21 protein-coding genes and 4 tRNA genes are annotated in these 24719 nt (G+C 56.8%); 8 read left to right on the top strand and 17 right to left on the bottom strand.

Translation table 11 applies throughout. The features are described 5' to 3' along the window. Positions 1-9 precede the first annotated feature (9 nt). Entirely contained in the window at positions 10-447 is a 438-nt protein-coding gene (locus HWU94_RS02885; protein ID WP_244956007.1) for a GntR family transcriptional regulator, read from the top strand. A gap of 43 nt (positions 448-490) precedes the next feature. Here HWU94_RS02885 and HWU94_RS02880 read toward each other — a convergent pair. Continuing rightward, positions 491-1707 (bottom strand): IS3 family transposase gene (locus tag HWU94_RS02880; protein ID WP_185174234.1). Its coding sequence is split into 2 segments (ribosomal slippage): positions 491-1428 and positions 1428-1707, totalling 1218 coding nucleotides; the frame shifts between segments, so codons are not numbered across the junction. A 496-nt stretch (positions 1708-2203) separates the two neighbouring features. On the opposite strand from HWU94_RS02880, the gene HWU94_RS11745 reads away from it, so the two are divergent. From HWU94_RS11745 to HWU94_RS02865, 3 genes are all read left to right on the top strand, one after another. Next, a complete protein-coding gene (locus tag HWU94_RS11745) occupies positions 2204-2500 on the top strand; it encodes a lactococcin 972 family bacteriocin (RefSeq protein ID WP_185174233.1) in 297 nt (98 codons plus the stop codon). 79 nt (positions 2501-2579) lie between these two features. Further along, a complete protein-coding gene (locus HWU94_RS02870) occupies positions 2580-4598 on the top strand; it encodes a hypothetical protein (protein ID WP_185174232.1) in 2019 nt (672 codons plus the stop codon). A 19-nt stretch (positions 4599-4617) separates the two neighbouring features. Further along, on the top strand, positions 4618-5256 hold the full coding sequence (locus tag HWU94_RS02865) for an ABC transporter ATP-binding protein (protein ID WP_185174231.1): 639 nt from the start codon (positions 4618-4620) through the stop codon (positions 5254-5256). Between the two features lie 107 nt (positions 5257-5363). On the opposite strand, the gene HWU94_RS02860 is transcribed toward HWU94_RS02865, so the two are convergent. The 3 genes from HWU94_RS02860 to HWU94_RS02850 all read right to left on the bottom strand — a co-directional run bounded on the left by HWU94_RS02860 (position 5364) and on the right by HWU94_RS02850 (position 8193). Further along, the gene (locus HWU94_RS02860) at positions 5364-5756 is read right to left on the bottom strand and encodes a PGPGW domain-containing protein (RefSeq protein WP_185174230.1); all 393 of its coding nucleotides are present in this window, start codon (positions 5754-5756) and stop codon (positions 5364-5366) included. Between the two features lie 12 nt (positions 5757-5768). Further along, the gene (locus tag HWU94_RS02855; protein WP_185174229.1) at positions 5769-6860 is read right to left on the bottom strand and encodes a UDP-N-acetylmuramate dehydrogenase; all 1092 of its coding nucleotides are present in this window, start codon (positions 6858-6860) and stop codon (positions 5769-5771) included. Positions 6861-6954: 94 nt separating this feature from the next. Then, positions 6955-8193 carry an MFS transporter gene (locus tag HWU94_RS02850; RefSeq protein WP_185174228.1) on the bottom strand — a complete coding sequence of 413 codons (1239 nt, stop codon included), beginning with the start codon at positions 8191-8193 and terminating at the stop codon, positions 6955-6957. Positions 8194-8421: 228 nt separating this feature from the next. Between HWU94_RS02850 and HWU94_RS02845 the strand changes: the two genes are divergently transcribed. After that, positions 8422-10107: a hypothetical protein gene (locus HWU94_RS02845; RefSeq protein WP_185174227.1), complete on the top strand. Its 1686-nt coding sequence runs from the start codon at positions 8422-8424 to the stop codon at positions 10105-10107. Here the strand turns inward: HWU94_RS02845 and HWU94_RS02840 are convergent. The 8 genes from HWU94_RS02840 to HWU94_RS02805 all read right to left on the bottom strand — a co-directional run bounded on the left by HWU94_RS02840 (position 10087) and on the right by HWU94_RS02805 (position 17100). Continuing rightward, positions 10087-11745 (bottom strand): hypothetical protein, encoded by a 1659-nt coding sequence (locus HWU94_RS02840; RefSeq protein WP_185174226.1) that lies wholly within the window; start codon positions 11743-11745, stop codon positions 10087-10089. The genes HWU94_RS02845 and HWU94_RS02840 overlap by 21 nt on opposite strands. 27 nt (positions 11746-11772) lie before the next feature. Continuing rightward, positions 11773-12237, bottom strand: a complete 465-nt coding sequence (locus HWU94_RS02835) for a MaoC family dehydratase (protein ID WP_185174225.1) — start codon at positions 12235-12237, stop codon at positions 11773-11775. A 3-nt stretch (positions 12238-12240) separates the two neighbouring features. Continuing rightward, positions 12241-12687: a MaoC family dehydratase N-terminal domain-containing protein gene (locus HWU94_RS02830; protein WP_185174224.1), complete on the bottom strand. Its 447-nt coding sequence runs from the start codon at positions 12685-12687 to the stop codon at positions 12241-12243. Between the two features lie 55 nt (positions 12688-12742). Beyond that, positions 12743-12814, bottom strand: a tRNA-Thr gene (locus HWU94_RS02825). Position 12815: 1 nt separating this feature from the next. Beyond that, a tRNA-Met gene (locus HWU94_RS02820) sits at positions 12816-12889 on the bottom strand. 26 nt (positions 12890-12915) lie between these two features. Further along, positions 12916-12987: transfer RNA gene (locus HWU94_RS02815), tRNA-Thr, on the bottom strand. Positions 12988-13203: 216 nt separating this feature from the next. Beyond that, positions 13204-15156, bottom strand: coding sequence for a DEAD/DEAH box helicase (locus HWU94_RS02810; protein ID WP_185174223.1), 1953 nt, complete (start codon positions 15154-15156; stop codon positions 13204-13206). A gap of 339 nt (positions 15157-15495) precedes the next feature. Beyond that, positions 15496-17100 (bottom strand): DUF2079 domain-containing protein, encoded by a 1605-nt coding sequence (locus HWU94_RS02805; RefSeq protein ID WP_185174222.1) that lies wholly within the window; start codon positions 17098-17100, stop codon positions 15496-15498. Positions 17101-17214: 114 nt separating this feature from the next. Here HWU94_RS02805 and HWU94_RS02800 point away from each other — a divergent pair, with 114 nt between their 5' ends. Then, positions 17215-18213, top strand: a complete 999-nt coding sequence (locus HWU94_RS02800) for a DNA-3-methyladenine glycosylase (RefSeq protein WP_185174221.1) — start codon at positions 17215-17217, stop codon at positions 18211-18213. 60 nt (positions 18214-18273) lie between these two features. Here HWU94_RS02800 and HWU94_RS02795 read toward each other — a convergent pair whose 3' ends face one another. From HWU94_RS02795 to HWU94_RS02785, 3 genes are all read right to left on the bottom strand, one after another. Then, positions 18274-18654 carry a co-chaperone YbbN gene (locus HWU94_RS02795; RefSeq protein ID WP_135012472.1) on the bottom strand — a complete coding sequence of 127 codons (381 nt, stop codon included), beginning with the start codon at positions 18652-18654 and terminating at the stop codon, positions 18274-18276. A gap of 122 nt (positions 18655-18776) precedes the next feature. After that, a tRNA-Tyr gene (locus tag HWU94_RS02790) sits at positions 18777-18858 on the bottom strand. A gap of 154 nt (positions 18859-19012) precedes the next feature. Further along, positions 19013-19423 (bottom strand): hypothetical protein, encoded by a 411-nt coding sequence (locus tag HWU94_RS02785; RefSeq protein WP_185174220.1) that lies wholly within the window; start codon positions 19421-19423, stop codon positions 19013-19015. Positions 19424-19602: 179 nt separating this feature from the next. On the opposite strand from HWU94_RS02785, the gene HWU94_RS02780 reads away from it, so the two are divergent. After that, positions 19603-20094: a YajQ family cyclic di-GMP-binding protein gene (locus tag HWU94_RS02780; protein WP_185174219.1), complete on the top strand. Its 492-nt coding sequence runs from the start codon at positions 19603-19605 to the stop codon at positions 20092-20094. Positions 20095-20217: 123 nt separating this feature from the next. Here HWU94_RS02780 and htpX read toward each other — a convergent pair whose 3' ends face one another. Together htpX and HWU94_RS11520 are read right to left on the bottom strand one after the other, a co-directional pair. Further along, positions 20218-21111, bottom strand: a complete 894-nt coding sequence (gene htpX, locus HWU94_RS02775; protein WP_135012477.1) for a zinc metalloprotease HtpX — start codon at positions 21109-21111, stop codon at positions 20218-20220. Between the two features lie 128 nt (positions 21112-21239). Then, a complete protein-coding gene (locus HWU94_RS11520) occupies positions 21240-23204 on the bottom strand; it encodes a sigma-70 family RNA polymerase sigma factor (RefSeq protein WP_221625857.1) in 1965 nt (654 codons plus the stop codon). Positions 23205-24162: 958 nt separating this feature from the next. Here HWU94_RS11520 and HWU94_RS02765 point away from each other — a divergent pair. After that, positions 24163-24714, top strand: a complete 552-nt coding sequence (locus HWU94_RS02765) for a Fur family transcriptional regulator (protein WP_244956006.1) — start codon at positions 24163-24165, stop codon at positions 24712-24714. Positions 24715-24719 lie beyond the last annotated feature (5 nt).

The following is a 24719-nucleotide window of genomic DNA, read 5'->3' as shown; positions in this document are numbered from 1 at the left end:
ACTGGTGCTATGACCAAGAACGAGATGCCCCCGATTCACGACTCCCGTGAGGAGCTGTGCGGGGGCATTCGTGCTTTAAATTTTAGGGTTGATAAGGGGTCGGACGTCCCGCCCTACTCCCAGCTGCGGCGGGCTATTATTGCGGCGCGAGCTTCCGGAACTCTGGCTGCCGGTGACCGGCTACCGCCTATGCGGGCGCTGGCTACCGAAACAGGTCTTGCGGTAAACACAGTGGCGAAGGCCTACAAGGAGCTGGAAGCTGCGGGAGCTATTGAAACCCACGGGCGAGCCGGTTCCTTTATTACGGCCCTTGATTCTACTGCCCACAAGGCTCAGACGCTGACCGAAAAGTATGTGACTGCCATGCGCAAGCTGGGCTATGAAGACCCCAAAATCCTTGAGATTATTGGCCATATGCTGGGGCTAGAAGAAACATCTAAGGGCTAGCCCATTACGTAGATATGATATGTACTGGCTTTAGTTCCGACAATTATAAGACCACTAAAACACCATCAACCACCACCTCCTCAGGCGTCCGATAACCAAGACCCTGATGCAACCGACCAGCATTCCACCAAGCAACCCAAGACGCAGTCTCAACCCCCAACTGACCAACTGAAGCAAAAAGGCGATTCCTCACCAGCTCAGCCTTATAAGCACCATTCACACTCTCAGCCAGAGCATTATCATACGAATCACCAGTAGAACCGACTGATAACTGCACTCCTAGTTCTTTCAAACCAGCAGTGTAATCCTGCGCAATATACTGCGAACCACGGTCAGAATGATGCACAATCTGCGTTAGATCAGAGCCACCCTTCTTCGCTTCAAAAAGCGCCTGCTTCAACGCCGTCAAAGGCATCCCCAGAGTATGCATCGTTGAAGAAACACCCCAACCCACAACCTTCCGGGAAAACACATCAGTCATGAAGGCCGTATAACAGAAACCTGAATAGGTTCTGACATAGGTAAAATCTGCAACCCACAGGCGATGTGGGGCATCAGCGGTGAACTGGCGGTTGACGAGGTCAGGGCGGTTATCAGGAGCCTTGGTAGCCCTGGTAGTCACCGGTTTACGACCCCGGTGTACCCCCTGGATACCAGCAGCACGCATGAGTCGGTAGGTCTGATCCCGACCAATATCCCAGCCGGCACGCCTCATGGCGTGCCACATCTTGCGCACACCATACACGCCATAATTCTCTTCATGGATTTTCACCAGTTCAGGAATCAGAAGTTGGTCCTTCAAAGTACGTGCTGCAGGAACACGAGCCTTAGCGGCGCGGTAGCCGCGTGAGGTGATGAAACCACCAGCGAGGTTTTCTTGTAGTGCGGTGCAGATGTTCTCAACCCCGAAACGATTCCTATACCTATCGATATAGCGGATCATGATCGGGCTGGACGGTCGAGTTCTGCCGCGAAAAAAGCTGATGCTGTTCGTAGAATCTCGTTGGTTCGCTTGAGCTCGGCGTTTTCTTTGCGCAGGCGTCGGTTTTCGGCTGCCATATCAGTGGTGGTGCCGGGGGTGTTACCAGCATCGATTTCGGCTTGTTTGTGCCATTTTCGTAAGGTTTCAGGGCCGATGCCGAGGCGTTCTCCGATGTTTCGGCAGGCGGTGTAGATGCCTGTGTCGGGGTTGTTTTCCAGGTGGTCGGCTAGTAGGCGTAGGGCTCGTGTTTTGAGTTCGGCGGGGTATTTGGTGGGCATGGGTGAAGTTCCTTTGCTCTTTTTTGTTTGTTTCCAATGTACGGGGTCGGAACTAAACCCAGTACATATCACCTTGGCTGATAAAGGCTATATCGAGCTGGGGCTGGCTACCCCAAGGCGGCGTAGCAAAGCCTGTGGGACACCTGAGGGTGTGAAGGTAGTCAATAGGTTCATTAATTCACGCCGAGCGGTGGTGGAGCGGGTAATTGCTCAGGTTAAGACCTGACGTATTCTGCATTCTGGGTTTCGGCGGCCGTTGGGCTTGTATTCGAGGGTGTTTGCGGTGGTGCGGGGGTTGATTTTTCTGGTTGCTGGTCATTCCTTATGAATAAGCCTTACTGAACCCGCTACACATATGTCTATCCGGGAAGGGGACCTACCCGTGAAAAGATTTTTAAAATATTTTGTGATATGGGTTGCACTGTATAAAAAAATTGATAATCTCTCATTGTGATTCAAAGATGAATCGCATAGGAAAACGATATTGGAGGTCACCGTGACTTTCTCAACTGCAAAGAAATCTCTTGCAACTCTTGCTTTAGGAGCCAGCTTATTTGCTGGCGCCACTGCGGCCAATGCTGCACAAGTATCGGCAGGTGGCGGAACATGGGACTACGGGGTAAGTTACGTTACAATGACAACGTGGTCAAACTACCATCACCCAACTCGAGCACATGGTAGCACCGCTTGTAACAAAAATGCTTGTAAAGTAAGTGACACCGTCCCCAGGGACGTCTGGTCTAAAGCTGCAATTAAAGCAACTTGGGGCGGTAATACGTCATACTGGCGCTAAGAATTGATTTATTCAAGGCCTATTGTTGTACCCCTACCAAGTGGGGGTACAACAGTAACGTGTTAAAGGTATCTTTGGGATGAGCAATATTAAACAGGCCACCGCATTAGCATGGGTTGTCTCCTGCCTTTTAAGCACAGTTTTAACTGCAGCAACCTTCCTCTTTCTCATAGATCAAGATCGATGGGGCCCTGAAGGTTTCAGTTCTGGGTTTACAGTTTCCGAGCTACCACAGGACCTATCTGCTGACCAGTTTATCCATACGCTCAATAGCGCCTCTGTTAGTAATAGTGTAAATATCTATAAGGTTGCACCATCATCAGTTAATGACTCCAGAGCCACCGATTACTATCTTTTCAAAGGAGACCCCAGTCAGGTTATAGGGGACCCGGATTCAGGGGCCTTCCCAACCTTCGCGCGGTTTTATCAAGCCACTTTGCACGATGCCTCTCACCTTGAAAAGGCACAACTCACCGGAACCTACCTGGTACAAGGGTCATCGGTAGCAACTCAAAGTATCATAAGCTCCCTGGCTCATCGTGGAGTTACTGCCCAGTCATTCTCTGCACAGCCTGGCTACCTCTTGTGGGGCTTCTTCCTCATCGGTAGTGGCTGGGGTACAGCTACCACTATTTTAGGGTTACTACTGCTACTTACCCTCTGTCAGCTCCAAAGCGTCCGCCTAACGGTGGTTGCGGTGCGTCTCTCGTCTGGGGATTCACGCAAAAGAGTACGCCTATTAGAGACACTAGCGCTTGTGGTGCCCGCATACTCACCGCTGATAGTATGGGCAACTACGCTTGCTTTATACAGTCTCATTGTTTCAGATGGCTACCGTTTGCTCAGCCTTATTGCAATCACCCTTCAACAATTTATTGCTCTTACACTACTTGTCATTGCTAGCATTATTGCAGTAACAATATATAGCTCGCGTCAGTCGTTAGGTGAACTTATCAAGGGCAAACGCCCAGAAGCTTTACTGAGCGCTGTTTCTACCGCACTTATTATGGTGGCCGCACTAGGAACTACCAGCGCAGTCTCACATGCCTGGAAACAAGTACAAGAATATGGTGCCGCAGAACAGGCAGACACGATACGGTTGAGCCAACCGGACCTGGTGCAGCCGATAGTTGGCTACGCCCTACAAAGTAGCCAAGCAGAGCAAGTTTCGACATCCATGGGTAACATTTTTATAGAACTCGAACAATCAGAACATAGTTTCTTGGCAGCCCCAGGTGTCCTCTTTGATGCTCAAAAGAATAGCTCTGTGCCAGATAATAATATGGCTGTCAACCCTACCTACCTCTCTGCTTTTACAGATATAGATCAACAAACCATACAAAACATATCACAACTAGCTGCACAGAAATCTACTGTCGTTGCGCTTATCCCCTCACAATACACTCCTGTTAAAGATGACATTCGAGCAAGTATTGAGTCATGGGCGCAGTTTAAACACAATCCTGATAATCCCCATCAAGCAGATATTACTGTAGAGACAATCACACACATTGATACAGGTGTCATACCGCTCCTTAAATTCAATCTAGACACCCACATGTACTTGAAGAACCCTGTATTGATTGTCGTAAGCCCCGCCAGTGACGTGCTACCCGCAAAGACCTGGGGCACGCTGGATACTGTCTATCAGGCTAAGCCCTATCAATCAGCTGTAAGCGCTAACAATCTTGACTTCGCAGTGATTGGCTATGACTATGTAGCACAACAGACACATTTGGCACAGACCGACCGCAAAGCTTCACTCATCATTGTTCTCATCGGTGCAACTGTAGCTTTAGGTACACTGGTCATCGGCACAATTTTGCTTGTGCGCGTTTACGAGAACAGGAACAGGACAGCAATTTTCTTACAGGTAACATCAGGTGCTAGATTCACAGAGATACACGGAATTTTTCTGAGAAAAATATTTCTCATCGCAGCAGTTGCCTTATCAATTTCAATCGCAATATCACCCTTACCAGCAATAGGGGCTACACTCATTTCTCTAATTGCATTAATCACCATTATTCTCGTGGCAATATTAACCTTGCAGGGCACCCAAAAATTAACTTCACGGTTCATGCTCGAAATCTCATAAATCTGAGAAAGAAAATATAATGAAAACAGGCAACTCTTTAATAGTCACAGATTTAGGATTTAGATATCCGCAGAAAACCCTATGGGAAAACATTAATTTTACGGCATCAGCAGGATCCTTTATAGCCCTACGCGGACACAGTGGCTCAGGAAAGACAACCCTTCTACAATGCCTTGGCGGTCTCGAAACCCCGACGGAAGGTAGTATCAAAGTCAACGGACTGAACCCCACCACATTAAAGGGGCATCAGAAACAAAACTTTCTACGTACGCAGGTAAGTTTTGCCTTTCAAAATTCGGGCCTGGTAGCTTCATGGAGCGTGCGTCAGAACCTTGATATCGCAGGCTATTCCGTAGCCCAACACGAGGCCGAGGTCCGTACTGTTTTTGAACGTTTCAGCCTCCCCTACAGTCACCTGGATAGACCTGTTTTTCAACTAAGTGGTGGCGAACAACAAAGGGTAGGGCTCATCCGCCTAGCTCTTCGCAAGACCCCACTGGTTCTTCTTGATGAACCCACAGCGGCCCTTGACGATGCCAACACTACACGAGTTATTGACTTTGTAACCCATCACTGTACTCATGGCGGTATCGCTGTAATCGCTACTCACGACCCTCGTTTAGTAGAGCACGCAGATACTAGCATCTTGTTGGGCTAGAGAGAAGAATCAGAACCCTTAGGGCTTACCGAAAGCGTAAAAGTAAGCGGAGTTGGTTATCCGGTAATACCCCAGCGGGACGTGAGAACAAAAGCTGCCCCGCTCCCCTATCTGTAGTGGCACCCGTTGGGGCAGTAGTGGGTGTAGTTGCTCCGCTTAGCCCATCGTTCGGCAGTTTTACGCCGGTGCCTGCGGTGGCGAGCGGCTTCAAAGGACCGCCAGGTGGCAAGAACCTTGGCACGGGCCCAGAGGTTGAGCCGGTGAGCCCAGTGGAACTCGGTGCCCCAGAGGCTCATCCCCATGAAGATAAACAGCCAGCCCGGGCCAGGTGTCACCAGCATGATAAGACCGGCAACGATGCACAAAAAACCTAGCCCGATAATGAGCAGGCGGTAGAGCAGAAGCAGGGCGGCGTGCCGCCCCATAAAGGCACGGAAGCGCTCCATACGCCGGTGTAGGCGTCCGCCCTGCCCGCTCTCGATTTCTTTCTCTAGGCTCATGGCGGCCCTGCGTTAGAGAGTGAACCCAACGACCACAGGCTCAGGGACCAGGCGCACCCCGAAGCTTTCCTCAACCCCGGCTCGTACAGCGCGGGCGATAGCCGCTATATCGGCGGTCGAGGCGCCACCGCGGTTGGTGATAGCCAGGGTGTGCTTGGTAGAAAGTGAAGCCCGACCGCCGGCGAGCTCCGCGTCCTCGCTCTGAAGGCCGAAGCCCTTATCGAACCCGGCGTGCTGGATCAGCCAGGCGGCAGAGAGCTTGACCATGCCGTCCAGGGGTTCGCCAGCGGGGGTAGTTGCCGGGTAGCGGGGGGCGTCCTCGGGGAGCTGGGCTGCGACGTCCTGCCCCACGATGGGGTTGGTGAAGAAGGAGCCGGTGGAGTAGGTATCGCGGTCGGCGGTGTCCAGCACCATGCCCTTGCCGGCGCGCAGGCGCAGCACGGTTTCGCGCACCAGGCGGGAGTCGGCGCGCTCCCCCACCTCGACACCCAGCTGGCGGGCCAGCTCAGCGTAGCGGACGGGGGCGGACTGGGAGCCGTGCGGCAGCTGGAAGTCTACGGTCAGCACCACATAGCGGGGAGACCCGTTGACGGTGGACTGCTTGAGGATCGAGTCGCGGTAGGCGAACTTCAAGTCGGCGTTAGCGAAGGTCTTGTAGCCGCCGGTTTCGCGGTCCCAGGTGCGAACCGAGGCGATGGTGTGGGCGACTTCAGAGCCGTAGGCCCCCACGTTCTGCACGGGGGTGGCGCCCACGGTGCCGGGAATACCGGAGAGGGCCTCGATACCGGAGAGCTCGTTCTCTACGGCGTAGGCTACCAGGTCGTCCCAGGTGTGGCCTGCCTGCACGCGCAGGGTGGTGCCGCCGCAGGCGTAGTCGCTCACGGTTTCAATACCGGTTGAAGCTATGTGCACCACTGCCCCGTCAAAGCCTTCATCGGCTACCAGCAGGTTAGAGCCCCCGCCCACCACCAGCAGGTCTTCTCCTGCGCGGTCGGCGGCGGTTACGGCATCAATAATTTCCTGCTCGCTGGTGGCCTCAACGAAGAGACGGGCGGGGCCGCCCACAGCGGCAGTGGTCAGTTCACTTAAAAGCTTGTCAGTCACGGTGCCCATTCTACCGGCTCTGCCCGGGTGCCGCCTGCGAGCGTGCTCACCGGGCGCTGGGAGCTGGGTGCGGGCGTCCTGGCGGCTAGTGCCCCTAGAGCTTTTCGGTGTGGACGGTGTTGCCAGGCTTCTTGGGTTCCAGCTGGCTGGTGAGCAGTAGGGACACAACCACAAAAACCAGCACGGCTAGCAGGCCGTTGCGGATTCCAAAGTGCTCCCCCAGCAGACCCAGCAGGGGCGGGCCACCCAGGAAGGCTGCATAGCCGATGGTTGAGACAACGGAGACGCGGACGGCGGCCTTGAGCGGGTCGTCCGAGGCAGCTGACATGCCGGTCGGGAAGCCGAGGGAGGCTCCCAGGCCCCAGACCAGCAGGCCGACAAAGCCCAGGGGCACGGTAGGGGCGAAGATGAAGAGGGCTAGGCCGATAATGGCGAGCGAGCAGGTGGTGCGGAGCACCGGCACCCGGCCAAAGCGGTTGAGCAGGGCGGTGCCGCCAAAACGCCCCACCATCATGGCTACCACAAAGGTGAAGTAGCCGAGGGACCCGATGGTGTTGCTGGTGCCGTAGTCGTGGGTGAGGGCGAGTGCGACCCAGTCGTTGGCGGAGCCTTCGGCCAGGGCCATGCCCAGTACGAAGAGGCCGATGAGGATGGTGTGTTTGTCGCGCCAGGCGTCGCGTACCCGGTAGGAGCCGACGGCGGCAATGGCCTGGGTGTCGTCCTGGCCGTAGTTTTCGCTGTGGCAGAACTTGAGGGAGATGAGGACAAGGGCAGCAACCGCTAACGCGAAGTAGGCCATGTGAACTGCGAAGGGTACGCCCAGGCGGGTGTCGAGTGTGCCGATGGCGGCACCTGCTACGGTGCCGATCGAGAAGAAGCCGTGCATGATGGGGGTGACGTAGCGCCCCAGTGCCCGCTCGTTGGCTACGCCCTGCACGTTGGAGGCCACGTTGGAGACAGCACTGCCCAAGCCCTGAAGCATGAGACCGAGTAAGGTCACGGGAACGCTGGCGAGGTGCACGCCCAGGCCAATCAGGAGCATGCCGGTGACGGTGGTGATGTAGGCTGCCGCGATACAGCGGATAGCGCCGAAACGGGCAACGAAGGCACCTGAGAAGCTCACGGCGCAGAAGGAACCGATGGTCATACCCAGCAGCAGCAAGCCCATGGGACCGGAGCTCAGACCCAGCCCGTTAGCCACATCGGGCAGGCGGGTCAGCAGGGCAGAAACCACTAAACCGCTAGCAAAGAAAAGACCCAGCACAGCCCTGTACCAGGTCTTAATCTGCCGGTCGGAAAGCTGGGTGCGGGCTGTGGAGGAAGAGCTAGGCATAGGGTCTTTTCTGCTGAATCTAAAAATAGTGAAGCGTGTTTGTACCCTCATTCTAGTCGTGCTATCTGACCTGCACGAAGGGAGGGAAGGAATTACTTGCGGTTACCTTTGGCTGATACCGCTTGAGTCTATACAGTTGTAGTGTGCAATGACATACAGGCCAACTATTTCTAGGAAGCTGTGCGTAGAAAACATCGGGTATTTCCCCTAACTCCCCTCTTACTTGTTGTGGCAACAGTTATCTTTGTGGTGTGGTCGATCGATCGGCAGCTGGCCTACGCCGAGGCGGATGGCAGTAACAGTGCAGAGCTTGTATTTATCACTTTGGCGGGCAATGTGCTGCCCTTTGTGCTGATTTTATTGCTGCTTCTAGCTTTATCCTGGCGTAACTATCGGCGACAGCGGAAGACGGTTGCTGTATGGCAAAGCAGTTGCCATACTCTTTCCCGTATTACCCTCGATCTTGAGGCCCACGACGTCACTTACCTGACAATCCCGGAGCACCGACGCTCTGCTGAACTCACCCGGGTACGGAACAGACTGAACAGCACCTGCCTTGAGCTGTTAGAACAGCAAGAAGCCATCGAGAAGATGAGGGCTGGTTCAAGCTTCTTCCAACAGAAAGTTGAAGAATTCGCAACAGGTACAGAAAAGCTCGATCAGTTAGCTCAGACCCATATGGCTTCTGGTAACTACTACGGGCCTGCACAAGATTTTCAGACTGTATTTGATGTTTTGATTCGTCCTCTTGAGTTACGAGCGCGGGAGATTCTGTTTTTTCTGGAGGATATCCCGAAGCGCCCAGTTTCTGCTCGGTTGGTTGGGCAGGTGCGTTCGAGCTTTGAGAATTTGCGTCTGATTGTGCAGGAGTCTCGTGAGGTTCAGAACTCTCGGCGCACGCAGGGCTCCGGGGACGATGCAGTGGATGCCTTGCTGTCACGGTGGAAAGTTGCTGAAGCTTCTTTAGCCCAGGCAGCACGAGACGTCATTGACCAGCTTCCCCCGTCTCTTGCGCAGGAATATCAGACGGCAGAGGCTGACGGTCAGGAGCATCAAAAGGAGCAGGACGTCAGTTTGCGGCTTCTACGCAGGGTTTTGGGGCTACCTGTCAGCGGCACGCAGGCTGCTGAGAGTTACCTTGAACAGGCTTCTCAAGCAGCTTATTTCAATATCGACCGTTCATGGCAACCGGCGTCACGGCGCCCCGAATATAACAAGCCCTTGAACGTTGTTGAAGCCCAGCGGGTTAATGCCTATTATGCATCTACCGATGAGCTGACTTTTAAAGCCAGAAGTTTATCTGCTCGTCTTGATAGTAAGTTTATGACAACGGTGCCTAGAAGGTACTGGGGAAAGCTATCTAGCCTTGTACTCGGTGTATGGCTGGTCGTCACCGGCGGGTTTAGCCTCATGATGCTACTTGCAACCATAGGTTCTGGCCCCAGTCAGGCAGAGATTGAAGCTGCTGGGGGTTTCTTCTTTGTGCGATATGCGGTCAGTTTGTTTCTAGCCGCAACGCTTATATTGACCATCCCGCTCTTTGCGTTCTTTCTTCTTCGAACTTTCGTCCTTTACCTCTACACGGGTAGTTATCTGCTAGCTGGGCAGGGCACAAAGCGGCTCAGGGTAGCTCAGCGTCAGCTCTCACATTTACTGCACGGGCTTGATGAAGCAGAACTCAATATCGTTGCTGCCCAAGCTCCCCGGGGGCACCGGCACCTCTCAGCTGAGCTAATTCGTCGCAATTTGGCCTACGTTCAGAGAGGCATCAACTACTATGAGTCTCTCTCGCGAGGCCAGAGAACCAGCGAACTCGGTGAGCATCTGCTCCTCGAAATTGAACTGGTTCTCGGCATACTCGCCGAAGAGTACCAGGATGCCGAGCAGGCCTATCTATCGACCCTCAAGCGCTAGCTTCCAGCTGACGGTGGCTGAAATATCAAAGTAGAACAGAGCCGGTTCGTCTGTCTGCTGTAGCTTGATCTCGACGCTTGTCGACGATAGGGACGTTGTATAGAGCTCTAGCCAGGTGGACGGGCTTCGGGAGTCTAAGGATCCCTCTGCCGAATAGACGTTTAGCCGGCTCCGGCCCCTGTCATCACCATTATTTTTACGTTCAAGCCGAGCTGTGACGTCCTGCCCCGGTTCCAGGTAGAAAAGCATAGGGCCGGTGCCAGAAATCTGGTCCCCTGGCTTATACGTTGGAATAGCATCTGCGCTATAGGTCGTGATTTTCCACGGAGTGGAGCCAGCAAGCTCGTATCTTCCTCCTACTTGATTTGCAGGAATCAGAATCACTCCGTTGACGTCATCGTAGCTCCACGAGCTCGTCTGTAAGACGCCATCGGTACTTGCGGGGTTGTAGAGAGAAAAGGTAACTCCAGCTTGGGGGCCTTCTGCAGAAAAATGCATCACGCGCGGTCCTGCTGGCATAACTTTCAGGGCTAGGAAGTCATCTTCTGCAAGTCCCGTCTCGCCAGAGAGCTCATCAATCGGTTCTTCCGCGTTCAGAGCATAGGCAGAAGGCTCCCCCTCAATGGTGGGGTTAACATCAGTGAAACTAATGTTCCACTCTTCTCCCTGCGCCCGCGCTGACATTAGATAATCGCCCGGAAGCAGCTCGGTGCTACCCTCGTAGTCAGCCTGGGTCAGTTTTGAGGAAGAGTGGTTAAACGCCAACTCAAGAACAGTTTGCTCCGTTACGACAGCTTCATGGTAGCTATCAGAATCGATCCACATGAGGTTCAGGGCGCTGCGGCTAAAACGAGTCCTTCCGTTTTCTTCTTCGCTGACTGGCTGATGGGTTGTAGCCTGTACTTTGGTTGGCTTATCAGCAATGTAGCGAAATGCATGGACTCCCTGGCTGGAGGTACCGCTCAGACTATCTCCTGGGCGGAGCACGGGGGCGTCTTCTGCAGAGTGAACCGTCACGGTCCATTCGGCGTTATCGGCCAGCCCGCTCATTAGGACGGGTACGTCAGCATCCCCCGCCAGCCAGAAGGACCCGGTGCGGGTGTACGGTTCTTTATTTGAGTGATCGGATACAAAAGAATCGTTTACGTTGAGGGTAAAGTACCTGCCATTTTCGTACTCAGCTGCCTTTCCATAGAAACTGATGGTGTCAGACTTAAATGGTCTAGATGCATAAGTAACGGTGTACTCCACCCACGCCGGGCTGTGGGGGCCATCGGGTTTCTTCAGTAAAATTTCCTTCTCTGGTGATCCTTTTCCAGAGATAGTAAATGGTTCCCCTTCACCGGTAACATGTTCGAGGCTGGGTGATGTTGCCTCTGTTTGCAGAGCCAGCTCTGTTCTTGTTTCTTCATTTTCAAGAGACTCTATAACTTCTTGTTGCTGAATCTCTGGAGAGTCCTTGATTTCGTTCTCTTTAACGGCGATATCCCCTAGGTTCAGTGAAAAAGCAAGAACCAGTGTAATGATGGCTAGGGCACCGACAATCACCTGGGAGTCGAATATACCGCCGTTTCCAGAGTCTGCGCTCTTTCCCTTAAGAAACTTAGCCGAGGGTGTCTTCTGCGTCTTTTTACTCATCGTTGGGAGCTCTGTTACCGGTATTCTTTAGGCGGTTAGCTGTACTAGTGCCTGCGCCTTCATCAGCACCTTCTGCTCTTTGCCCTCGCAGTCGGGGGCGGTGACGGTCAGGTCGATGCGGGCGGTGCGGGCGTCCGCATCCAGGGCACCGACCTTACCGGCAACCGAGATGACGTTTCCGCCGGTAGCCGGGGAGGCCGTGTCATCAGCATCGGGTACCGGAACCGGCTTGGAGAAGCGGGTCTGGTAGTCCACAATCGCACCGGCGTCGCCCACCCAGTCGGTCACCAGCTGTACGGCAGCGCCCATGGTGAACATGCCGTGGGCGATGACACCGGGCAGGCCCACAGCGGTTGCGAAGCGCTCGTTCCAGTGGATGGGGTTGAAGTCGCCGGACGCGCCCGCGTAGGCCACCAGGTCAGCGCGGGTGACAGGAATCTGACGGGCACCGATCTCGGCACCCTTTTCAAGGGAGTCAAAAGAGATAGCCATGGGTTAGTCCTCCGCCCGAACCAGCAGTGATGAGATGCAGGTGGCGACCTTTTCGCCCTCTACAGTGGTGATTTCTTCGCGGGTGGTCAGCATAGCGCCGGCTCCCATGACGCGCACGCTATCGACGTGCACCTCAGTCAGCAGCTCGTCCCCTGCCACGATTGGGCGGTGGTGGGTGAAGCGCTGGTCAGCGTGGACCACGCGGGAGAAGTCAATACCGGCTTCGGGGTCACCAATCAGGGCAGCGTCTGCCTTCTGGGCCAGAATAATGGCGAAGGTGGGAGGGGCAATCAGGTCGCTGTAGCCTGCGCGCTGGGCGGCCTGCACGTCAAAGTGCAGGGGGCTGGTGGCCTTCACGGCTGTAGCGAATTCACGGATTTTCTCTCGCCCCACCAGATAGGGCTCTGTGGCCGGGTAGGTGCGGCCTACGATCTCTTGGTTAATAGCCATAGAAACCACTCTACAAACAAAAAACCTGCCAAGCTAATGCTTGACAGGTTATCTGAGCCCCGACCGGGAATCGATCCCGGGACCTCCATCTTACCAAGATGGCGCTCTACCACTGAGCTATCGGGGCGTAGCGGTGGACGGGCTCGATCCGTCGACCTCACGATTATGAGTCGTGCGCTCTAACCAGCTGAGCTACACCGCCAAGTATGAACTTTTGGGCTCATACAGAGCCCCGACCGGGAATCGATCCCGGGACCTCCATCTTACCAAGATGGCGCTCTACCACTGAGCTATCGGGGCAACAGATACTAGCTTACGGTACAACCTTTGGAAGACGCAAATCTAGAACCTGTTTTTTTGGGTGTTCTAGGGCACAAGTTGAAATGGTGCTCTATGGGTAAGGGGGCGCAGGCTCGCAGCGAAGCTGCTGGCTGCGGGGCTGGCGTGAATCGCTTGTGAGCGTCAGCGAACCAGCGAGAGGGTCGGCAGCGAGCGGGAGCCTGCAGAACCTTATTCTTAGAACTTCTTGCGGCCCTTCTTCTTGCCGCCAAAGTCCTTCTTGCCGAAACGGTCGTCACGGTCGAACTTTTTCTTTCCGCCAAAGCCGCGGTCGTCACGATCAAATTTCTTGCCGCCGAAGTCCTTCTTACCGAAGCCGCGGTCGTCGCGGTCGAACTTGCGTCCGCCTCCGCCGCCCTTGGGGCCGCGGTCGCGCTTGATGTTGATGAATTCGCCGGCTACCTGGGTGTCGCGCAGGCGGTCGAAGAAGTCACCGGGCAGTTCTGCTTCGGGGAGGGAAACGATGGTGAAGTGCTGGCGGATGTCGATTGCGCCGACCTGCTTGCCCTTGAGGCCGCCTTCGTTGGTGAGGGCACCGACGATAGCTGCGGGTGAGACGTGGGAGGAACGGCCTACGTTGAGCTTGAAGTCGACCATGCCTTCTTCGGAGTGGCGGCGGCCGCCGCGGGGCTTGTCGTCGCGGTCGAAGTCGCGGTCACGGTCGCGCTTCTTGCTCTTGGGTTCGGGCATTTCTTCGGCCAGGAAGGGGTGACCCTGCTGGGCGATGACGGCCAGGGCTGCTGCGATTTCTTCACCTTCAACGTCGTGTTCATTGGCGTAGGCGTCGATGAGTTCGCGGAAGAAGCTGAGATCTTCGGTTTCGATGGTGTCGGTGATCTGCTGGGCAAACTTCTGCTTGCGGTTGGTATTGACATCTTCAACGGTGGGCATGTGCATCTGTTCGACCTGCTGGCGGGTTGCCTTTTCGATCTGACGCAGCATGTACTTTTCACGCGGGGTCATGAAGAGGATGGCTTCGCCTGCGCGGCCTGCGCGGCCGGTTCGGCCGATGCGGTGCACGTAGGATTCGGTGTCGTGGGGGATATCGAAGTTGACGACCAGGGAGATGCGCTCGACGTCGAGGCCGCGGGCGGCAACGTCGGTGGCGACCAGGATGTCGATGCGGCCATCGCGCAGGGCTTCAACGGTGCGTTCGCGCTGGTTCTGGGGAATATCGCCGTTGATGGCGGCAGCCTGGTAGCCGCGGGCCTTGAGCTTGTCGGCGACTTCTTCGGTTTCCTTCTTGGTGCGGACGAAGGCGATGATGCCGTCGTAGTCTTCGACCTCAAGCACGCGGGTCATGGCTTCGAGCTTGTGGGAGTGCATGACCTGCATGTAGCGCTGGCGGATGTTGGCGCTGGTGGTGGTCTTTGACTTGACGCGCACTTCTGCGGGGTCGTTGAGGTACTGCTCAGCGATCTTGCGGATGGTCTTGGGCATGGTTGCTGAGAAGAGGGCAACCTGCTTGGAGTCGGGGGTGTCTGCAAGGATCTGTTCTACGTCTTCGGCGAAGCCCATGCGGAGCATTTCGTCGGCTTCATCCAGTACGAGGTACTGCAGATTGGAGAGGTCCAGGGAGCCCTTTTTCAGGTGGTCGATGACGCGGCCGGGGGTACCGACAACGACCTGGGCGCCGCGCTTGAGGCCCGCCAGCTGGGGGCCGTAGGGTGAGCCGCCGTAGACGGGCAGCACGGTGAAGTCGGGCATTTCGGTTGCGTAGGACGAGAAGGCTTCGGCAACCTGCAGGGCCAGTTCGCGGGTGGGGGCTAGGACGAGTACCTGGGTGTCTTTGGAGACGCCGTTGATGTCGGCCAGTTCTGCCAGGGTTGAGAGGGCAGGTAGGGCGAAGGCTGCGGTCTTGCCGGTGCCGGTCTGGGCTAGGCCGACGACGTCACGGCCTTCAAGCAGCAGGGGGATGGTTTCAGCCTGGATGGGTGAGGGCTTTTCGTAGCCGACTTTTTCGAGGGCTGCCAGGACGCGGGCGTCCAGGCCCAGGTCGGTGAAGCGGGTGCCGCCGTCCTCGTCCTTTTCTACCTGCTGGGTGGGGGTGTCTACAACCGGTTCCTGGAAGATGGCGTCGGTTGCGGTTTCTGCGTTAACGGCAGTATTTTCAGTCAATGTTGTCCTCATCGAGTGGGGTTTCAGCACTCTCACTGAGGTGGAGGTGCTGTACGGGGTGTCCCCGTGGAATGCTCGCGAGGGGCCTCAAAGATCAGAGGTCTTCGGTTCGTGGGCGCTGGCTATCAGGGGTGCGCGCTTGGGCGAGCTGATTACACATCAGGTTCTCTAGTCGAAGGTTCAACGGTCTGCTTAGCCTAAGTATGTTCGTTGAACGCGCGTGGCCCTGTGGTTGTGTGCCAGTAGCGGGCGTGGGCGCTGAAGAGAAATGGTCGGGGGTTCCCGAGTCTTACGTTTTCAATTCTACCCTAGTTTGGGCGTTTTGGGCCCGGGTGGTGATAGAGGGTACAGCTAGCGGGTGCGGACGGCGATGTCGATGGTGCCGATGGTGCGGTAGTGAATGTAGGTGGCGGTACCGTAGCGGTCGGTGGCGTAGGCGACGGCGCTGCTGGGCGGGTTGCCGCCCCAGGCGCTGCCAAGTTTGTCGACGAGCACGTAGTCGGGGCCGGGTTCCCCGGAGTGGCCGATCCAGTAGGCGGTGTGGTTGGGCACCAGGTAGGTGAGGACGGAGAGGTCGGCAGCTACGGTGGCACCTTCTGGGATAGCGGCAATAGCTTCGGCCTTCATCTGGTCAGCGGTGGAAAGCTCCGTGGTGGCAAAGTCTGGGTCAGTCAGCTGGGCCAGGGGCTGGTTGGGCAGGAGTCCTAGGCCGATGATGAGGGCGAGCGCGGGCAGGGCTACCGGGGCGCGGTGGCGCAGGGTTGCAAGGATTGTACGGACGGTGCGTCCGGCGGGTGTTGCCCCGAGCCGATAGGCGGGGACGTGTGTGCGGGCGACGGCGCGGGCAAGCACATCGAGCAGGGCGGTGAAGACGATGGGCATGAGCACGAGGTTGTAGTGCCAGGTGGGTTCCCAGTAGCCCTCTTGGGGTGAAAGGAAACGCCAGATGAGGGTGGGGGCTGCGATGAGGGCGAGGGGGCTGGTGGTCCAGGCCAGGACGCCGGTGAGCAGGAGCAGGCCGAGCGTGGCGGTTTTTTGCCAGGGGTAGAAGAGCTGGGCGAAGGCACTGAGGGGGTCACCAATAGCCGCTGCGATGTCGAGTTTGTCGGAGTAGTCGAAGACTCCCCCGGTGTTGAAGTGGGGCAGGATAAGGCCAATGGCGAGCAGGGGCCAGACTATTCCCCAGAGCATGAGTAGGCTGGCTTCGGCGACCGCGGGGGTGTTGCCCCAGGAACGCAGCAGGGTGCGGTAGCGTTCGCGGCGGGGGCGTACCGGGGCGGACGCCGACGGGAAGGCTATGCTGCTGGCGGTTGAGAGCCAGCCGGTGCGGGCCAGGGCGACGAGCCCGATCACGAAAACCGTGATGCCGACGTCCTCTTTGACGAAGACCAGGGGGGCAGCCCAGTAGATGGCACGGCGCAGCAGGGGGGCGGGGGCATCCGTCAGGCGGGTCATAGCCAGGTAGCCCAGGCTCATGACGAACAGGGGCAGGGCGAAGGCAACCTCGTGGAATTGAACGGCTACAGCCTGCTGAATACCGAAGCTCAGGGCGTAGGCAAGGCCCAGGGCCAGGGCTGCCCAGGGGGCCAGGATTCGCTGGGCAAAACGCACTAGCAGGTAGACAGATAGGGCGACCAGCCCGTTTTGTACATAGAGCAGGGTGGCGGGTGTAGGCCAGAGCCAGTAGAAGGGAGTCAGTAGCACCGTGACGGGGTGGAAGTGGTCCCCCAGCAGGTTGAACCCCTCCCCCTTGATCGGCACAATCGGGGCCTGGCCCGAGGCATATGCCTTAGCCAGCTGCGAGAAGATACCCAGATCCCAGGAGGGCACCACGTAGTGCCGCCACTGCAGCCAGGAGTAGACGCTGTAAAGGGCAAAGACAGCTAGGGCCAGGGCTGCAGCGCTGATACGCGCCCTGATGGGGTGGGCTTCTGCGGGCAGTAGGGGGGAGCTCATGCGCCTTCTTCGTCTGAGGTTGGGGTAGGTGCCACGGGTGCGGCGTCTTGTACGAGTATAGACAGCAAAGTAGTTCTGTGGGTCAGGTAGAGCGGGTGTGAGACGATGGTGAGCATGTTACGCGCGCGTTTTGTTCTGGAACCAACCCATCGGGTACACCTGGGCCAGACCTTTGCGCCCCTACAGCGCGGAGCCTTTGACCCCCTCTTTCGTCAGGTAGCCGGGCCTGCTGGCCCTGTTTTTTGGGCGACTGCCCGCGAAGCTGGGGTGGGGCTGCTTGTTCGTTTTGCCAGGACGCGCCCCGCCGACCTGTGTGCCCCGATTGAGGTAACGGTTTGGGCAGGTGACAGCTCCCCTAGCGGTACATCATCTGCGTCCGCCTTGGAAGCTTTTGCGGCTCGCGTGCCGGGCTGGGTGGGTGAGCAGGACCGCTGGGCCGGCTTCTACGCCTCAGAGGCCTGGGGGAAGCTACCCGCTAGACTGGTGCGGGCCCGGGCCGAGGCGCCGGGGCTGCGGCTACCCTCTATTGGCCTGCTCTCGCAGAACCTGCTACTGGCCATCACCGAACAGCGAGTCACCGGCATCGAGGCTATGGGAGGTATGCGGGCCCTGCTACGCCAGTACGGTGAACCAGCTCTTGCAACTGGGCTCCCCGACCAGCCGCCGGGGCTTGTTATTTTCCCGCAGGCGTCCGCCTTTGCCCAGATTCCTGACTGGGCCTACCACCGCGCCGGCTTTGACCGCTCCCGCTCATCTGCCATGGCGCACTATGCGAACCGGGCTGAGTCCTTCGAACGGTTTGCCTCCCAGCACAGCGTGAGCGAACTCGCCCGGGCGCTCAACTCGGTTCCCGGTATTGGCCCCTGGACCATCGCAGAAACCCTGCAACGCTACTGCGGCCACCCCGACGCCGTCAGCGTGGGCGACTACCACCTTGCCCACCACGTCACCTACGCCTTCGATGGTACCCGCGGCGATGACGCCCGCATGGTAGAGCTACTTGCCCCCTATGCCGGGCACCGCCAGCGGGTCGTGGCCCTCATCAAGGCCGCCGGGATCAGCGAACCGCGCCGCGGCCCCCGGTATGCCCCGCAGGATATGCGCTCCTTCTAAGACGAAGTCGCCCTCCCCCAGTTAGGGGGAGGGCGACTTATATAAAGAAAGTTAGTGGCTTTAGGCCTGCTCAGCCTGGGCTGCTTCAGCCTCGGCAACCTGCTTGTGCACCTCGGCCATATCCAGACCCTTGACCGCGTCGATAATCTGGTCGAACTGCTGGGCATTCAGGGCACCGGGCTGAGAGAAGACGAGAACGCCCTCGCGGAAGCCCATGATGGTGGGGATAGAGGTGATACCTGCTGCGGCGGCCAGCTGCTGCTGGTCTTCGGTGTCGACCTTGCCGAAGGTGATATCGGCGTGCTTTTCAGATGCAGCTTCGAAGATGGGGCCAAACTGCTTGCAGGGGCCGCACCAATCGGCCCAGAAGTCGAGGAAGAGAATGTCTGAGTTTTCGACGTTCTGGGTCAGGTTTTCCTGGGTAATTTCAATGGTTGCCATGAGAAACACGCTACCGGTTTTATCGGGGCTTGTCTAAAGACTGTGGCCGGTTTCTCTGATAATGAAGCTAGCCCACGATGGGAATAAAAAATCCCGCCTCGTGTGAGGCGGGATTTTCACTGTGGCAGATGAGGGATTTGAACCCCCGTAGGCAATGCCAGCTGATTTACAGTCAGCCCCCTTTGGCCGCTCGGGTAATCTGCCGTATTCAATTTCTTGAATGTGTTCGTTTGAGCGAACAGTAGAATACTTTACACACTTTTAGGCAGCTTGCCAAACCGAAAGTAGCTTTTGTTGTAAAGACCACTTAAGCGGGCCGACCGGCGCGCTGTGAGAGCGGAGGCCGGTCGGGGTGAGGCTAGTTGGATGCAGAGCTTGTCGCGAGGGCTTCTTGCTCTAGCAGGAGCAATATTTCAAGGTTTTCTAGGTAGGCATAAGCCTGGTCGGGGGTGCACATACCGCCACGAATTTCGCGGGAGAGGTTTTCTTTCACGCCCTCGAATCTAGCGACTAAATCAGCATCGTGCAGGGTTTGACCTAGCCCACGGGCAAAATCTGGGGCCTGTTCGGTCTTAGGCGAGACTCCGTTCGACGCATGCGACTCATCGGAGGCCACAAAGCCTTCCATCGTCAAATCTGCAACGAGAGCTTCATACGCTCGTTGCATGGTCTCGTCGGTTACAGCTAGTACCTGGTGCGCTGCCGGAGTGGTTCCTGAGCCGGGCTGTATACCGGCTGCAGCGTGGGCAGCTGTCTTCTTTTCAGCCATGACTTTATCCTCCCAAACCAAGATGAACTTTAGCTGAGAATGGTGTCACAGTTTCATAACGATTGAGATAACCTGCATACCCTCCGAAAAACAGGGTACCTTTGTAGAGAAGCCCCTCCCCGCACCGTTATGTCAGGGGCATAAGTCACACCGTCTACAAGCAGAAGAGGTAAATACCCGTGGCAAGCGATTCATCATTCGACGTTGTTTCAAAGGTCGATAAGCAGGAAGTTTCTAACGCCCTCAACCAGGCCCAGAAGGAAGTAGCCCAGCGCTATGACTTCCGCGGTGTCGGCGCTGAGATTGATTTCTCCGGCGAAAAGATCCTGATTAAGGCAAACTCCGAAGAGCGTGCTCTGGCCGTGCTCGATGTCTTCCAGTCCAAGCTGGTCAAGCGCGGTATCTCGCTCAAGTCCCTTGATTCCGGCGCCCCCTACGCGTCAGGCAAGGAATACCGCATTGAGTCTTCCATCAAGGAGGGTATTGCCCAGGACCAGGCCAAGAAAATCTCTAAGCTCATTCGCGAGGAGGGCCCCAAATCGGTCAAGGCCACCATTCAGGGCGATGAGCTGCGCGTAACCTCTAAGTCCCGCGATGACCTGCAGGACGTCATTGCTCTGCTCAAGGGCGCCGACCTTGAGGTTGACCTGCAGTTCGTTAACTACCGCTAGGCAACTGCCCCGTGGCGGACGTCCGCCCCTCAAACGCGCTCCCCGCATACCTGGTATGCGGGGAGCGCTTCTTTAACCTGTTCAGATTTGTACGGTCAACTTTTAGTCAGCGTGATCTGAGGTCTAGAGCTGCCCGTTCTGACGAGCCATATTTTCGAGGCGGGCGATACGGTCAGCCATGGGTGGGTGGGTAGCCATCAGGTTCTTAATCGAACCACCGCCTCGGAAGGGGTTAGCAATCATCATGGAGGCTGCACCTGCGGTTTGGCGGTTTTCGGGGTTCATGGGGTAGCGTGACACCCCGTTTTCCAGCTTGTGCAGGGCGGATGCTAGTGCCAGCGGGTCGCCGGTGAGGCGGGCGCCATCCTCGTCGGCATCGTATTCACGGGTGCGACTAATAGCCATTTGCATAACGGCTGAGGCCAGAGGCGCTAGGAAGGCGATGAGTAGGGTGAAGATGAGGCCACCACCGCGGTTCTCTTCGCGGTTACCGCCAAACATGGCGCCGAAGGTAGCGAACTGGGCGATAGTACCGATGACAGATGCGATAGCGGCGGCAATTGAACCGGTCAGAATATCGCGGTTGTAAACATGCATGAGCTCATGGCCAATCACACCGCGCATCTCGCGCTCATCGAGTAGCTGCAGAATACCCTCGGTGCAGCAGACCGCGGCGTTCTGGGGGTTACGGCCAGTAGCGAAGGCGTTGGGGGTCATGGTCGGGGCAACGTAGAGCTTGGGCATGGGCTGGTTTGCCTTAGCAGAGAGCTCTTCAACGATGGCATAGAGGCCGGGAATCTGCTCGCGGGTAACCGGGTAGGCGTTCATGGAGCGGATAGCGAGCTTGTCGGAGTTCCAGTAGGTGTAGGCTACGGTACCTACCCCGATAAGACCAAAAATCAGGATAAAGATGGAGCTTCGGGTGAAGTAGGCAAACCCTGCTCCGATGAGGAGGAGAAAACCAACCATTGACCCCATCAAGAGGGCTGTTTTGAGGCCGTTGTTATGGCTGTGCATAAAAGAGTCCTTTCGTTGGGGCTTGATTACCAGAGTAGATGTTCTAGCTGGGATATCCCCGGTGTTCCGCTAGAGGCTTGAGAAAAGCGCCTACTGTATCTCGTACGAGAAGCAGCAGGCGCTTTTATCTAGTAGCACGTGATGTCTTGAATCTTGCTGAGGCCGAGGTAGCCTTCGAGCAGGTAGGCGGCATACGGAGATTCGATAAGGACGGGCGGCAAGTAGGTGGCGAAACCGGAGGGCCAGTTGGCGCCTTCAGTGTCAGTGACGATAAAGGTGATCATGCACATCCGGTTATCTCCGATGGGCTGACCAATAGCGTCCCACGGTATCGATGCTATGAGCTGGTAGTAGTCAGCGCTTCCCAGCCAGGAATCATAGTCTGGAATTGTCGGCTCGACCGGAACCGTGGGATCAACAGGGTCAACCGGTTCAACGGGAACCGTCGGGTCAGTCGGTTCAACGGGAACTGTCGGGTCGGTCGGTTCAACAGGCTCGGCCGGGTCAGTAGGTTCACTAGGAACCACAGGAGCTTCAGGCTCTGGTGTACTGGGCTCTGCAGGGGCCACCGGCCCTACAGGATCAGTCGGCGCAACCGGCTCACCGGGTATAGCCGAATCCACCGGGGCAGAAGGAGCTACTGGAGCACTAGGCTCTACAGGATTAGCAGGTGTTTCAGGGGCACCAGGCAGCTCAGGATTAGCATTGGGGACTTGCACTGCAACCGGCTCAGCAACAGAGGCAGCGTTCCCCTGCGAAGGGGCAGATGGGTTGCCTGTCGACACAGCAGATTCGGTTTCGCCACTACTAGCTACTGGGGCAGCAGCGTTAGCGCCTTGGTCAGCATCGGCCTGCTGGGAGGTAGCATTTTCTGAACCCGCTGCCTGGGCCAAAGAATTTGTGGAGCCCCCGCCGTTAGCGCTATTGTTCCCCTGCACTGCGGAAGGGTCGTTAGCAGCCACAGATGAGCGAAGGGTTTCAGCGGTCATACCCCTAGAAACATTCTGGGGCTCATTCACCAGGCTATCGGTGACTCCAGAATTTTCTTCATTTGCTTGAGCCTTCGGAGTCTGCAGCTGAGAGTCTGCGCTGATGGCCGCCGACCCTGCCGAAGAATTATTGACCAGAGCCATACCACCGGCAACCGCACCAATAGCGGTTACGACAGCGGCAGCACCCGCTAAAGCCTGGCTGCCGGGCGTCCAGCGTCCGCCCCCCAGCCCTGAGAAGAGACCGCTCTGAACTCCAGCACCGGCGGCTGCTCCACCGGCTACGCCACCGGCGAGGAAGGGCAGCAGCACCTTGGAACCATCGGTAATAACGGGCACCAAGCCCGCCAGCACGGGGAAAACCCAAACGCGCATGGACTTGTTGATACCGGCCAGGGTCAGATATTCCGAGGTGCAATAGGAGCACACCGACAGATGCAGACGCAAGGCTTCGCTACGTTTTTTGGTCAGGGAGCCACGCACCATAGAGCTCAGATGAGGTGAGTACTGGGCGCATTCGTCGGTCTTCGGCGCGTTCTGATGGGCCCGCAAGAAACCTTCGCGAAGGCTCTCACGAGCACGGGCTGCCAGCGCCGAAACAGCGTTGGCAGAAAGGTTCATGATCTGGGCAACTTCGCGAGGCTTCTTATCTTCAACCTCGGTCATCCAGAGCACGGTCTGCCAACGTTCCGGCAAACCTGTAAAGGCACTGATGAGCTCATCGGACTCATGTAATTTCAAGACGGTTTCGTCCAGCGAACCCATTGACTCCAGGTGTTCCTCTTCACTAGGAACTTCCTTTTGAGCAATGAGCCCGTTTTCCGCTGCCAGGTGGGCGATAGTGGTGGCCAGGTACCCACCCATGAATGTTCGGGGGCCCTTACCGTTTTTGAGAGCCTGGAGCACACGCACAAAGGCTTCCGAGACGATGTCTTCTGAGAGGGTGTTGTTAGAGGTGTGCTTATAAGCAATGGCACGAGCCATTGACACGTAACGTTCATACAGAACGCCGAACGAATCTAGCTTGCCTTCGCGGACGTCCGAGAGCAACAGCTCGTCGGTGGGGCCGCCAGTAGCTGGTTGCGCGGTGTTGTGTGATTGCATGAAAATCCCTGGATTTATGCGAGTTACCCCTAGTTAGAGTGGTGGAGCATTCTATTAGACTATCGGGATTCTGCCGCGCGTGCAGTAGTTTTGTGGAAAGAACAACAGCAGCCCGGCTCCTTACGGACTGCAGGAGCCGAGCTGATGTTGTCCCTAGCGGTTAAGCGGTGCGAGCCTCCCTACCCTCTTTGAAGTGACGGGTGCCCTTCCCTGGAGGCACCTCCGCTTGGTGGTGAGTGTGTAGCTTGTGCGTCACCACCCACGAACAGTGTTGGCACTTAGCGTTTCAGTGCCTGCGAAAGCATCTGAAAGTGTATTGGGTTGTGTATATTTGCCCGAGCACAGAACCCGCGAACGGCCCTGTGCGGTGGGGCTGCTTTGGCGTGTGGTGGGCAGAGCCGCTCGATAAGTTCCAGCAGCGGCGGCTCTGCACCTTAACACATCACAGTGTTGGCTCCCTGCCCGTTGGGGTGCTTTCCCCTAGTCCCAACGGAGGCGCCGTTGTGCTCGTCGAATCCCCACGATTGACGGGCACGTTTTATTCCCTTGTTCCCCGCTCTGCTTCCCATAGCAAATTGGGGTGGTGCGCTACCAGGCGATCATGAAACCGGTAGGCACACTCGACAGTTTTTCGCTGTCATAGATAAAGAGTGGCTGGGGCCCGTTTCATAACGCGAAAACAGGAAGTTTTTTTAAAAAACTTTTTCGCCAACCCTTAAATACGCCGCTGACAAGCCTTTTTACAAAGCAAAATTTTTAAAAACTTTTTAGATTTTGGAGGAATGAAGCGGCGCTACAGCCCAACGAGTGGCAAGGACGCGGGCAAACAGCGCCCGAAACAGGACGGGCTGGGTGCACCAACTGGGCACCCTCAACGAGGGGCAAGCCCAGCCAACCCTGAGGCAATCCCCAACCTCACCTTATTGTGAGAGACTCAGAATAATGATATTATGGTGACATGATGTCAACAACGAGCACCCTCGGAGCCAACGGCTGCAGCCACATCCCCGGCAGCACCGAGCCCCCTGCTAGTGCTTACCAAGAAGCCTGGTCGGCCCAGCTCCGAGCCAAGGGACGCCGCGTTACCAAGCAGCGCCTAGCCGTACTTGCCGCTGTGCACGATAACCCCCACTCCACCGCAGACACCATTGTTACCGCCGTCCGCCAGGAACTGCCGGGCATCACCGTACAGTCGGTGTACGTCGTCCTTGCCGACCTCACCGACATCAACATGCTCCGCAAGTTCGAACCACCGGGGTCAGCAGGGCTCTACGAGACCCGCACCGGCGACAACCACCACCACGCCTACTGCATCCGCTGCGGCAAGGTCGAAGACGTGGACTGCGCCATCGGGGCCGCCCCCTGCCTAACCCCCAGCGATTTTCATGGCATGGCACTTCTCAGCGCCGATGTACTCTACCGAGGCATCTGCGCCGACTGCCAAAACGCCGATGAAAAAGAAGTGGCCCTCGCCCAGCAGGCAGCTGCCAACCAGGCACTGGCCAGCTAGAGCAG

The organism is Rothia nasimurium (assembly GCF_014217215.1).
GTDB lineage: Bacteria > Actinomycetota > Actinomycetes > Actinomycetales > Micrococcaceae > Rothia > Rothia avistercoris.
The sequence above is the reverse complement of the archived record's forward strand: the minus strand, read 5'-3'. Positions and strand labels throughout refer to the sequence as shown.

Coding starts and splice junctions, on each gene's coding strand:
- HWU94_RS02840 (WP_185174226.1), bottom strand. CDS start 11,745: ATGAGTAAAAAGACGCAGAAGACACCCTCGGCTAAGTTTCTTAAGGGA.
- HWU94_RS02850 (WP_185174228.1), bottom strand. CDS start 8,193: ATGCCTAGCTCTTCCTCCACAGCCCGCACCCAGCTTTCCGACCGGCAG.
- HWU94_RS02860 (WP_185174230.1), bottom strand. CDS start 5,756: ATGAGCCTAGAGAAAGAAATCGAGAGCGGGCAGGGCGGACGCCTACAC.
- HWU94_RS02765 (WP_244956006.1), top strand. CDS start 24,163: ATGATGTCAACAACGAGCACCCTCGGAGCCAACGGCTGCAGCCACATC.
- HWU94_RS02885 (WP_244956007.1), top strand. CDS start 10: ATGACCAAGAACGAGATGCCCCCGATTCACGACTCCCGTGAGGAGCTG.
- HWU94_RS02805 (WP_185174222.1), bottom strand. CDS start 17,100: ATGAGCTCCCCCCTACTGCCCGCAGAAGCCCACCCCATCAGGGCGCGT.
- HWU94_RS02795 (WP_135012472.1), bottom strand. CDS start 18,654: ATGGCAACCATTGAAATTACCCAGGAAAACCTGACCCAGAACGTCGAA.
- HWU94_RS02800 (WP_185174221.1), top strand. CDS start 17,215: ATGTTACGCGCGCGTTTTGTTCTGGAACCAACCCATCGGGTACACCTG.
- HWU94_RS02865 (WP_185174231.1), top strand. CDS start 4,618: ATGAAAACAGGCAACTCTTTAATAGTCACAGATTTAGGATTTAGATAT.
- HWU94_RS02785 (WP_185174220.1), bottom strand. CDS start 19,423: ATGGCTGAAAAGAAGACAGCTGCCCACGCTGCAGCCGGTATACAGCCC.
- HWU94_RS02870 (WP_185174232.1), top strand. CDS start 2,580: ATGAGCAATATTAAACAGGCCACCGCATTAGCATGGGTTGTCTCCTGC.
- HWU94_RS02835 (WP_185174225.1), bottom strand. CDS start 12,237: ATGGCTATCTCTTTTGACTCCCTTGAAAAGGGTGCCGAGATCGGTGCC.
- htpX (WP_135012477.1), bottom strand. CDS start 21,111: ATGCACAGCCATAACAACGGCCTCAAAACAGCCCTCTTGATGGGGTCA.
- HWU94_RS02810 (WP_185174223.1), bottom strand. CDS start 15,156: ATGAGGACAACATTGACTGAAAATACTGCCGTTAACGCAGAAACCGCA.
- HWU94_RS02830 (WP_185174224.1), bottom strand. CDS start 12,687: ATGGCTATTAACCAAGAGATCGTAGGCCGCACCTACCCGGCCACAGAG.
- HWU94_RS11520 (WP_221625857.1), bottom strand. CDS start 23,204: ATGCAATCACACAACACCGCGCAACCAGCTACTGGCGGCCCCACCGAC.